General features: G+C 29.9%; 9 protein-coding genes. 2 read left to right on the top strand and 7 right to left on the bottom strand.

Annotation, left to right across the window (positions count from 1 at the left end; genetic code table 11):
- Window positions 1-33: 33 nt before the first annotated feature.
- The 5 genes from SJY27_RS00415 to SJY27_RS00435 form a co-directional block, all read right to left on the bottom strand.
- Window positions 34-2,253 (bottom strand): NADP-dependent isocitrate dehydrogenase, encoded by a 2,220-nt coding sequence (locus tag SJY27_RS00415; protein WP_397446267.1) that lies wholly within the window; start codon window positions 2,251-2,253, stop codon window positions 34-36.
- Between the two features lie 617 nt (window positions 2,254-2,870).
- Complete coding sequence (gene rplS, locus SJY27_RS00420; RefSeq protein ID WP_397446268.1) at window positions 2,871-3,221, bottom strand: 50S ribosomal protein L19; 351 nt, start codon at window positions 3,219-3,221, stop codon at window positions 2,871-2,873.
- A gap of 111 nt (window positions 3,222-3,332) precedes the next feature.
- Window positions 3,333-4,811 carry a glycosyltransferase family 39 protein gene (locus tag SJY27_RS00425; RefSeq protein ID WP_397446269.1) on the bottom strand — a complete coding sequence of 493 codons (1,479 nt, stop codon included), beginning with the start codon at window positions 4,809-4,811 and terminating at the stop codon, window positions 3,333-3,335.
- The gene (trmD, locus tag SJY27_RS00430; protein ID WP_397446270.1) at window positions 4,804-5,481 is read right to left on the bottom strand and encodes a tRNA (guanosine(37)-N1)-methyltransferase TrmD; all 678 of its coding nucleotides are present in this window, start codon (window positions 5,479-5,481) and stop codon (window positions 4,804-4,806) included. Before trmD ends, SJY27_RS00425 begins: the two co-directional genes overlap by 8 nt.
- Before the next feature lie 53 nt (window positions 5,482-5,534).
- Window positions 5,535-6,989 carry a hypothetical protein gene (locus SJY27_RS00435; protein ID WP_397446271.1) on the bottom strand — a complete coding sequence of 485 codons (1,455 nt, stop codon included), beginning with the start codon at window positions 6,987-6,989 and terminating at the stop codon, window positions 5,535-5,537.
- 232 nt (window positions 6,990-7,221) lie between these two features.
- Between SJY27_RS00435 and SJY27_RS00440 the strand changes: the two genes are divergently transcribed.
- Together SJY27_RS00440 and SJY27_RS00445 are read left to right on the top strand one after the other, a co-directional pair.
- Window positions 7,222-9,711 (top strand): M14 family zinc carboxypeptidase, encoded by a 2,490-nt coding sequence (locus SJY27_RS00440; RefSeq protein WP_397446272.1) that lies wholly within the window; start codon window positions 7,222-7,224, stop codon window positions 9,709-9,711.
- A gap of 3 nt (window positions 9,712-9,714) precedes the next feature.
- Window positions 9,715-10,131, top strand: a complete 417-nt coding sequence (locus tag SJY27_RS00445) for a hypothetical protein (protein WP_397446273.1) — start codon at window positions 9,715-9,717, stop codon at window positions 10,129-10,131.
- A 108-nt stretch (window positions 10,132-10,239) separates the two neighbouring features.
- Here SJY27_RS00445 and SJY27_RS00450 read toward each other — a convergent pair whose 3' ends face one another.
- Entirely contained in the window at window positions 10,240-10,701 is a 462-nt protein-coding gene (locus tag SJY27_RS00450; RefSeq protein ID WP_397446274.1) for a hypothetical protein, read from the bottom strand.
- 103 nt (window positions 10,702-10,804) lie between these two features.
- On the bottom strand, window positions 10,805-11,806 hold the full coding sequence (locus SJY27_RS00455) for an aldo/keto reductase (protein ID WP_397446275.1): 1,002 nt from the start codon (window positions 11,804-11,806) through the stop codon (window positions 10,805-10,807).
- Window positions 11,807-11,809 lie beyond the last annotated feature (3 nt).

An 11,809-nucleotide genomic window follows, 5' to 3' on the forward strand; every position in this document is an offset into this window, starting at 1 on the left:
ATGTTAATGTTTTAAGAAAATTTATGTTAATTTTTAACCTAAAATACTGTTTAACGTAGTATTAGGTCTCATTGCAGCAACTGTTAAATCTTCATTTGGTTGATAGTAACCACCAATTTGTACAGCAGCACCTTGAATATCATTCAATTCAGCTACTATTTTTTCTTCGTTTGCAGTTAAGGCTTCAAAAATAGAAGTAAATTCTTCTTTTAATTCAGCATTTTTATTTTGATTAGCCAAACCTTCTGCCCAATATTTTGCCAAGTAGAAGTGAGAACCTCTATTGTCTAACTCACCTACTTTTCTTGAAGGAGATTTGTCTTTATCTAAAAATTTATCTGTAGCATCGTCTAAAGTTTCTGCTAAAACCAACGCTTTTTCATTATCATTTGCTTTTCCTAAGTGTTCTAAAGAAACTGCTAAAGCTAAAAATTCACCTAAAGAATCCCAACGTAAATGATTTTCTTCTAAAAATTGTTGTACGTGCTTTGGGGCAGAACCACCTGCACCAGTTTCAAATAAGCCGCCACCATTCATTAAAGGAACAATAGATAGCATTTTTGCAGAGGTTCCTACTTCTAAAATAGGAAATAAATCAGTTAAATAATCACGTAAAACATTACCAGAAACAGAAATGGTATCTAATCCCTTTACAATTCTTTCTAAAGTAAATTCTGTTGCTTTTGTTGGTGATAAAATTCTAAGATCTAAACCAGAAGTATCGTGATTTGGTAAATATGCATTTACTTTTTTAATAATTTCTGCATCGTGAGCTCTATTTTCATCTAACCAAAATACAGCAGGAGTTTCTGATGCTTTAGCTCTTGTAACTGCTAACTTAACCCAATCTTGAATTGGTAAGTCCTTTGTTTGGCACATTCTCCAAATATCGCCCTTTTCAACTGCATGCTCAATTAATAGGTTTCCTTCTGCATCAGTAACCATTACTTTACCATCAGCTTCAATTTCAAAAGTTTTATCGTGAGAACCATATTCTTCTGCTTTTTGAGCCATTAAACCTACATTAGGCACAGTACCCATTGTTGTAGGGTCAAAAGCACCATTCTTTTTACAAAAATCTATGGTAGCTGAATAAATACCTGCATAAGAACTATCAGGAATAATTGCTTTGGTGTCTTGTAACTCGCCATTAGCATTCCACATTCTACCAGAAGTTCTAATCATTGCTGGCATAGAAGCGTCAATAATTACATCAGAAGGTACGTGTAAGTTGGTAATTCCTTTATCTGAATTTACCATAGCCAAAGCAGGTCCGTTTTTATAAGCTTCATCAATATCCGCTAAAATTTCTGCTTTTTTCTCTTCTGATACTTCGTTAAGGTTACTTAAAACATTACCAAAACCTACATTTGCATTTACACCAATTTTCTCAAAAGTTTCAGCATGTTTTTCAAATAAATCTTTAAAAAATACTTTAACAGCATGTCCAAAAATAATTGGATCAGAAACTTTCATCATGGTTCCTTTCATGTGTAATGAAAGTAAAACACCTTGTTCTTTAGCGTCTGCAATGTTATTTTCTAAAAAAGCAATTAATGCTTTTTTATTCATAACAGTTGCGTCAATAATTTCGCCAGCTAATAAATCTAAAGATGATTTTAAAACAGTTTCAGCGCCATTATTAGCAATGTGTTTTATAGATATGTTTGTTGCTTTATTTACAGTTATCGATTTTTCGTTATTAGCAAAATCACCAGCAGACATGGTTGCTACATGAGTTTTAGAATCAGATTTCCACTCGCCCATAGCATGTGGATTTTTACGAGCGTAGTTTTTAATGGCTTTAGGCGCTCTTCTATCTGAATTTCCTTCTCTTAAAACAGGGTTTACAGCAGAACCTTTTACTTTATTGTAGCGTGCTAAAATTTCTTTTTCTTCGTTAGTTTTTGCATCTTCAGGATAATTTGGTATTGCATAACCTAAAGCTTGTAATTCTGTTACTGCAGCTGTTAGCTGAGAAACTGAGGCACTAATATTTGGTAATTTAATAATATTTGCTTCTGGAGATTTTACAAGATCACCTAAAATGGCAAGTGCATCTTCTACTTTTTGATCTTCGGTAAGATAATCTGAAAAGTTAGCCAAAATTCTTGCTGCTAAAGAAATGTCTTTGATTTCAATTTCTATATTAGAGGATTTAGTAAAAGCTTTTACAATAGGAAGGAAAGAACGAGTTGCTAAAGCAGGTGCTTCGTCTGTTTTTGTATATACAATTTTAGCTTTTTTGCTCATTGTTATTGGTGTTTATAATAATTTTAAGTGTTTTAGCTTTCTATTTAAAAGAAATCGTAATTAAGAAAGCGAGCAAATTTATGAATTAAAAGTGATTTTTTTAATGTAAAAATCTTATTAATTGGTGGGTTTTGTTATGATTTTGATAATTATTGAAAACGATTTCGTAAAAGTGTAGAATTAGAGACATTTATTGCAATTTTTACTAAAGAAAAAGCTTCTTTAAAAATAGTTTTTTGTGCTGATTTACATTATGCTAGATTAAGATATGAGTCATTTTTTATAGGATGTTTTTTTATGAAATTACAGTTAACCAATTCTGTTCTTAAAGATTTCTAATTTAAAAATAGGAGGTGCCTTTATGAATTGTTTACAGCTTTTTTTAGGTGCTTTTTCAGCCTATTTCTTGTTGCTTGCTTTGCAATGATTTTACCAAAAATATATCAGTTGTTGATTTTTATTTTCGCTTGTGGTTTATCAATTTTTTTGGTTACTATTTTTAAAGAAGTTTTATTTTTTAGATACCCATTTTAATCCATTTATAATTTGGTTTTTGTTCATAAAAAAAAGCGATGTAAAAATTCACAACGCTTTTTTTATGTATTCTTGAAAAGAGATTATCTTCTTTTTTCGGTAATTCTAGCTTTTTTACCAGTAAGACCTCTAAAGTAGTAAATACGAGCTCTACGTACTTTACCTCTTTTGTTTACTTCAATTTTTTGAATAGAAGGTAAGTTTACAGGAAAAATTCTTTCAACACCAACAGTACCAGACATTTTTCTAATCGTAAACGTTTCTGAAAGACCAGTTCCTCTTCTTTGAATAACAACTCCTCTAAAAAACTGAGTTCTTACTTTTTCTCCTTCTTTTATTTCGTAATACACAGTAATCGTATCACCAGCAGCAAATTCTGCAAATTCTTTTTTTGTTACAAATTCGTCTTGAACAAATTTTATTAAAGATTCCATATCTTTTAATTTAATGGTTTTTGTAAAACAACATTCACGATTTCTTCGTCAGAGGTTAATTTAGCGGTTGCAAAAGTAACACTTTTTTTTATTTGATAAAATTAAAATAAATTATTTTTTGAACTGATAATTGGTACAATAATATACCCAAAATTTACGCACCTCTTTATTATTTAACTCTATAATAATAGGTTTAAGTTCAGTAATTTGGTCAAAATAATTATTTAATATTTCAGGATGATTTCCTTTTTTAGCATCATTTTTAAATCGCTTATCAGAATCAATAAAAATTGCGCTTTTTGAATTTAAAACGGACAAATCATCACCTAAATAATCAAAGTGTAATGCAGGTTTGCCTACTATATTTTGTGCATAGACTTTATCATCCATAAAAAAGTTTAAACAAGCCGATGTTTTGTAATTATCATCAGAAAAAACAAACGTATTGGGGTATTGTATTTGTAGTTCTTTAGTTTTCTCTGCCAACTCTTTCCAACCCACCCAAGTATCGTCACTTTTAATGGGCACCAAGTAAAATAACACTTGTAAACCTACTAAAATATGAAAAACAATAGAAATGATAATCTGTGTATTTAATAATTTTTTGCTGATAAACATACCCGCTAAAATAATTCCTGTAATGTAAGAAGGCATCATCCAATTGAGTTTTACCCAATAAATAGGAGTCAGTAAGAAAAAACCAACAAAAGTTGGGATAAAAAATGCCAATAAAAATAAGGTTTTAGCTTGCGGAATTTTAAATTTTAACAGCGCTCTTTTGATGTATTTATAAGTAAAGGTGATAAATACTAAAAATAAAACTGGCAACAATAAAAATAGTTGATGCCCAATAGCCCCAAAAAAATATTTTGATGAAAATTTAAATTCTGTGATAGAACTCGTTCTTTCTCCTCCTTGAAAAGCAAACGACGCAAATTCGTTTTGATAATTCCAATACCAAACAGGAAAAGTGACTGCAACAGACAGTATTAAACACAGCCAAAGCCAAGGAGAAATTAATAATTTTCTGTATTTATTAGAGAAAATAAGAAAAGCAATTAAGCCTAATTGTAAAACTAAAGCCGTGTATTTGCTATTGAAAGCAAGCCCCATTGCAATTCCGCCAAAAATCCAAAACCATTTTTTATCTTCAAAAATAGCTTTGTATAAACAGATTAAACTCAGTGTCCAGAATAATAATAAAGGTACATCTGGTGTAGAATTAAACGATAAAATAGAAACAAAAATGGTAGAAACCAACAAAACAAAAGCTCTTTGTGCCTTTTCTTTAGATAAAAAATAAGAAGCCAGTTTGTAAAAACTTACAATTGTAAGTGAGGTAATTATAAAATCTGCAAATTTTACCACAAAAATAGATTGGCCAAAAATCTCAGAAAATATTCTTAAAATATACCCAATCATTCCTGGGTGATCAAAATAAGATAAAGATAAGTTTTGACCATATAAATAATAGTACGCATCTTGTGGCATTAACCCCATAAAAGGTAATAATACCAATCTAAAGATTTGAAAGCCTAAAACCCAAGAAATGGCTTTTTTATTTTGTATGATTGACAGTAAATTATTCATTTAATAAATCAGGTCTTATTTGCGCTGTTCTTTCGTAAGCTTTTTCGCTTCGCCAATCTTCTATTTTAGGGAAATTTCCTGATAATAAAATTTCTGGTACTTTCATCCCCTTAAAATCAGCAGGTCTTGTATAAACAGGAGGAGATAGTAAATTGTCTTGAAAAGAATCTGTTAAAGCAGATTGTTCATCGCCAATTACACCAGGAATTAAACGTACAACAGCATCTACCAAAACAGCTGCAGCCAATTCGCCACCAGTCAAAACATAATCGCCAATCGAGATTTCTTTGGTAATATATTTATCGCGTATGCGTTGATCTACACCTTTATAATGGCCTGTTAATATTAAAATATTTTCTTGTAAAGAAAGTGTATTTGCAGTAGCTTGATTTAAGGTTTTTGCATCTGGCGTCATATAAATAATTTCATTATAGATACGTTCCGATTGTAATTTTTCAATACAATTCGAAATCGGTTCTATCATTAAAACCATGCCTGCACCGCCACCAAATTGTGTATCGTCAATTTGTTTATAATTCCCTAAACCGTATTTACGTAAATCGTGAATTATAATTTCTACTAACCCTTTTTCTTGTGCACGTTTAATTATAGAGTGATTAAAAGGACTATCTAACAAATTTGGAGCAACTGAAATAATATCTATTCGCATGTTGCAAATGTATGAATTTAGTTGAGTAACCTTAAAAATATAGCACCATTAAATTAATTTACAATCATTGTAAAAGGTATTCTATATTTTATATTTACAGCATTACCATTTTGATAGCCAGGTTTAATTTTAGGTATTTTTCTCATTACTTGTACAACTTCTCTTATAATAGCTGCATGTGGTGCGTTTACATCAATATCAAAAATTTTACCTTCTTTACTAATTTTAAACGCTATAGCTACTTTTTTTCTGCCTTTTAATAAACCAATTCTGTTAGGTAAGTCTGCATCAAATTTTTTTGAAAAATGCATTTGTATCCCCTTGCTAAAGCAACTTTTAACTTCGGCCATAGATGCAGAGTGTTCACAACCAGGAAAAATAGGTGGTCTTTCGTAACCAATTACAGAGCTTGTATTTACAATTGCCTTTTGATTTTGATAAGATAGAACTTGTAATATGTAAGTATTGAACTTTCTTTTTTCGCTAAAATTGAATTTTTCTAAAGGATATTCTTTGAAAAGCGTTTCAATTTTTTTTGCTAGAGCAATAGATTTTGCGTTTACTTTAATGTTAAAAGGCGTATTGTTTTCATCAATTTCAAAACTGAGAGTTAGTTTTTTGCTAATTCTACTTAAGTTTGATTTTTGAAGATCTTTTTCAGTCAAGTTTTGTTTTAAATAGATAGAAAAATCGTTAGATGTGCTTGGTTTGGTAAAGTTAATAAACTCACTATTCAAATCTTTAACAACAATATCCTTATTTTTTGTCAAATCAATTTTAAAACTATGGTTGGGGGCATAAAATGTATTATTTTTCGATGACGGTTCAATTAAAAAAGGAAAAGAATTCAATATACGATTGATTTCAGTTTGATAAAAACCAGCAGCTTCTTTGTTTTTATTGACCAACTTGCCATGCTTATTGACAGAAAACTTTACAATTAGTGCTATTTCTTTTTTTGAATCGTTTTTTAATTCGTTGAATTTTGCCTCTTGATAAAAATGTTTTTTTACCTCTAGATTTAAACAGTTTTTTAGGTCTTCATAAAGATCTAAATCATTACACTCCGAAAAAATGGGTGGTTTTGTTACAATAAGCTTAGAGCTACAATTAAAAATTTTTCTGTTACCTTTTTTACTAATAATCTGCAAAGAATACTGGTGTTTACTGCTTAGCGAATCATACCCAATAAACTTTTTAAAATAATCTGTAAAAGTGTTTTTAATAGCTGTGTAATATTCTTCTGTTCCTTTAGAAGAAACATTTAATTTATAGGGTTCTCCTTGCTGGTTAATATAAAAAGAAAGGATTATGTTTTTTTTGTTAGTAAAGAATTGTGCTTTTTTAAGTAGTTTTTTATCAACGTTTTCTTTAAAGTATAAAGAGAGTTGATTCTTGGTATTTGGATTTGAATATTTTTCATAATCAAACGTTTTTACAGCTTGTGAAAAAATCGTAAACATTGAAAACAATGCAAATAAGGTGCAGTAATTTTTTTTAGTGATCATAGTGTTTTTTTTATAACGGACTTATTTTGGGGTTTTACATCATAAATATGGATTGAAAACAAACAAATATACTTCTATTTTATAAATGAAAGGTCTTGGTTTTGTTAGATACATTAAGGTAAACATTACATTTGAATTGCATAATACAAGTCTTGTTTATTTGCAGTTATTAAAACGCAAATAGTAATCTTTTGATTGCTTATATTTGTTACTTATCAAACTTTCTTACATAATGAAAAAAATAGTTTATTTATTCTTATTGATTTCAATTTCGATATCTGCCCAAAAAGTAGATTTATCGTTTTATTTACCAAAAAACACTACTTACAATCAAAATATACCCACTCCAGAATCTATAATTGGTCATGAAGTAGGCGAGTGGCATATTACACATGATAAATTGGTAGAATATATGAAAGTTTTAGCAGCTTCTTCAGATAGAATAACCATTGAAAATAGAGGGAAAACCTATGAAGATAGACCTTTATTATTACTAACCATAACATCACCAGAAAATCATAAAAATTTAGAAACTATTCGTAAAAATCATATTGAAGCTACAGATAATAATGCTGTAGATGTTTCTAATCATCCAATTGTGGTCTATCAAGGATTTTCTATCCATGGTAACGAACCCAGTGGGGCTAATGCAGCTTTGGCTTTAGCGTATTATTTAGCGGCTGCAGATAATATTGATGATTTATTAAACAATACAGTTATTCTTTTAGACCCATCTTTTAATCCTGATGGATTGCAACGTTTTGCCTATTGGGCAAATACCAATAGAAGTAAAAATATTAATCCAGATCCTAATGATAGAGAGTTTTCAGAGATTTGGCCAAGAGGAAGAACCAACCATTATCAGTTTGATATGAACAGAGATTGGTTGCCAGTTCAATTGCCAGAAAGTACAGCAAGAATTGCAAGTTTTCATAAATGGTTGCCAAATATTTTAACAGATCATCATGAAATGGGCAGTAACTCAAGTTTCTTTTTTCAACCAGGAATTCCAAGTAGAACAAACCCATTAACCCCTCAAATGAATCAAGATTTAACCAAAGAAATTGCAACCTATCATGCAAAAGCATTAGATAAAATAGGTTCTATGTATTATTCTGAAGAGAGTTTTGATGATTTTTACTACGGAAAAGGGTCAACTTTTCCAGATATTAATGGAAGTATAGGGATTTTGTTTGAACAAGGAAGTTCTAGAGGGCATGCACAAGAAACAGAAAACGGAATTTTAACGTTCCCTTTTACGATTAGAAATCAGTTTACAGCGGCTTTATCTACTTTAGAAGCTGCAAAAAAAATGAGAGTAAAAATCTTAAAATACCAACAAGATTTTTACGAACAATCTAGAAATACAAAAACAAATAAAGCTATCGTTTTTGGTGATGAAAAAGATGCTGCCAAAAGTTTTCACCTGGCAGAAGTACTAAAAAAGCAACATATTACAATTCACGAGGTAAAAGCCGATTTTACAGAAAACGGAAAAACATTCAAAAAAGGCTACAGTTATGTGGTGCCTATGAATCAAAAAAACCAACGTTTGGTAAAAGCAATGTTTGATGTTAGAAAAACATTTAAAGATAGCTTGTTTTATGATGTTTCTGCATGGACTTTTAATCACGCATTTGGAGTTGATTTTGCTGAAAACGTGTCACTATCAAAAGCAGGAAGTGAGATTAAAGATTTAAAAATGAAAGCGGGTTCTGTTTCTTCTAAAAGCAATTATGGTTATTTAATGCCTTGGAATGAATTCTACACTCCTAAAGCTTTAAACACCATTTTACAAAAAGGAATTAGAGCAAAAGTGTCCATGAAAAACTTTAATAATGGTGGTAATGATTATGAATATGGAACTATTTTTATTCCTGTTCAAAATCAAAAATTAAATACGAATGAATTGCATCTATTTTTAAATGAAGTTGCAGCTAAAAGTCACGTTAATTTTACGGGTGTCACTACAGGTTTAAATGACGGAATTGATTTAGGAAGTAGAAATTTTGCAGCAATTACAACACCAAAAGTGGCTATGATTGTAGGTGATGGAGTAACAGGTAATGATACTGGAGAAATTTGGCATTTGTTTGATCAACGTTTTGATATGCATATAACACGAATTGACACAAGAGATTTTTCTAGAGCTCGAATTGATAAATACACGCATATTGTAATACCAAGCAGTAGATTAGAAAAAAGTGCTGTAGAAAAAATTAAAACTTGGGTACAAAATGGAGGAGTAGTTGTGGGTTATAAAAATACAGCAAGATGGTTGGCAAATAATAAAATGATCAATTTAAATTTTGAAAGTGCAAAAAGAGAGGCAGTAAAAAACGTTTCATTCGAAAATCGTTCTTTAAAATCAGGAGCACAGGTTATTGGAGGTGCAATTTTTGAAGCAAAAACCGATAGAAGTCATCCTATTAATTTTGGCTATAAAAACGATAAAATTGCACTTTTTCGTAATTCCACAATGTTTTTAAAAGCAGATAAAAACAGTTATAACAACCCGATTCAATATACTGCAAATCCTTTATTGAGCGGTTATATCTCAAAAGAAAACCTAAAAGTTATTCCAAACACAGTTCCTTTTAAAGTACAACGTTTTGGTAGAGGTAGCGTTATTGTTTTTACAGATAACACCAACTTTAGAGCGTTTTGGTTTGGTACTAATAAATTATTGATGAATACTATTTTCTTTGGTGATAAGATGTAGTGCATGAATCAAAAAAATGATGATTTTTATAAATGGAAAAGGGGCTTTAAACAGCAACAAAAGCAAGATCGGAGAGATTTATTGAGAAGGGCTTTTTTAGTATTTGGATCTATTATTGTAGTGGGTATTTTATTTTTTTATTGGAGTAAAGGCAGTTTTCAATTTATTGGCAGAGAAACAAATGAAGTTGAAGCCTACGAAATTTTAATTAAAGACTATCATATTGGTAAAGGTTTTTACATACCAAGATTAACCATAAAATACAGGCATAACCATAAAACGTATGTTACTTATAAAAATATCAACAACAGTTCAAAACACAAACCTACTGGAGATAATGATGCTGTTTATGTGTCTGCTAACGTTACTTATGCTGTAAATAATCCTAAAAATTGTAGGGTTAGATTAATTTTTGATTGATATAACAAACCCAATACATTAGTGCCTTATAAATGCAATTCAAAACATGAAATTAAAGTGACTAGAGAAGCTGTTTTAAAATCTTTTTAGACAAACTTTATAGCATGCTTAAACGGTTTTATGTTGATGTGATAATAATTTATCGTGATTTTTGTAAAACATCATCACTACAAATGAGCCAACAAAAACAGAAGCCATTCCTTCTATTAATAAAGTTATAAATAATTCGGCTAAAGATAAATCTCCACCAATTAAAAACGAATTATTCATGGTTAACAAAAATTCAGGGTTTATAAGTTCTACATAGCTAATTACTCCAATTATAGATAAAATAACAGCCAAACCAGCAGTTTGTAAACCGACTCCTAAATTAGTTATATAATTGGTTTCTTTATTACGTTTAATATTTGTTTTAATAGCTTGTCGAATTCCAATCACTACAAATAGTAAATTTATAAATCTTAAATAAGGATTTTCATGAATGCCTAAAAATTTCGATAAGAAAAAGAACCCTCCAATGAATGCTGTTATAAGTATGCCATGCTTTAAAATAATTTTAAACCGACTCATTTTGTTTAATTATTTTTATTTATAGTTAAACAAACTTAACGAAAATCACAGTATAATCACAGTAAAAACCTTTAAAATGTTAATATTATAGAAACTTAAGCCTTTAGTTGCTAAGAATAGTGTTGATCTCTATTAATTCATCATCAGAAAAAGTGGTGTTTTCAGTAGCTTTTAGGCTATCTAAAATTTGATTTGTTTTACTAGCCCCTATTAAAACAGATGTTACTCTTTGATCTCTTAAAATCCAAGAAATGGCCATTTGAGCTAAGCTTTGATTTCTATTTTTAGCAATTTCATTTAAGGCTTTAATTTTTGGTAACATTTCTAAAACCATATCCGTTTTTAAATAACGCCCATCTTTTACAGCTCTCGAATCTTTTGGTAAGCCTTTAATATATTTATCAGTTAACATGCCTTGTGCTAAAGGTGAGTAGCAAATGGCACCAACTCCAGAATTTTCTAGTAATTCCAATAATCCATCTTCAATCCATCTATCAAACATATTGTATCTAGGTTGATGAATTAAGCAAGGTGTTCCTAAATCTTTTAAAATTTTAAAAGCTTCTGCAGCTCTTTCTGGCTGATAGTTAGAAATACCAATATATAACGCTTTTCCTTGTCTTACCATTAAATCTAAAGTCCCCATTGTTTCCTCTAAAGGTGTGTCGTAATCTGGTCTATGATGATAAAAAATATCAACATAATCTAAATTCATTCTTTGTAAACTTTGGTCTAAACTAGCAATTAAATATTTTTTTGAACCAAAATCTCCATAAGGTCCCTGCCACATGTCATAACCTGCTTTTGATGAAATAATCAATTCATCTCTATAGTTTATAAAATCTTTTTTTAAAATTTTACCAAACGTAGTTTCTGCAGATCCATAAGGAGGCCCATAATTATTTGCCAAATCAAAATGCGTAATTCCATTATCAAAAGCACATTTTACTAAGTTTCTGGCATTTTTAAAATTATCATTTGCACCAAAATTGTGCCATAAGCCTAAAGAAAGTTCAGGTAAAAGCAAACCACTATTTCCTGTTCTTCTATATTTTATTTTTTCATAGCGATTTTCATCGGCTACATATTTGTTTTTTTTGCTCATAAT

It is taken from the genome of Polaribacter sp. R77954 (assembly GCF_044595335.1).
GTDB lineage: Bacteria > Bacteroidota > Bacteroidia > Flavobacteriales > Flavobacteriaceae > Polaribacter.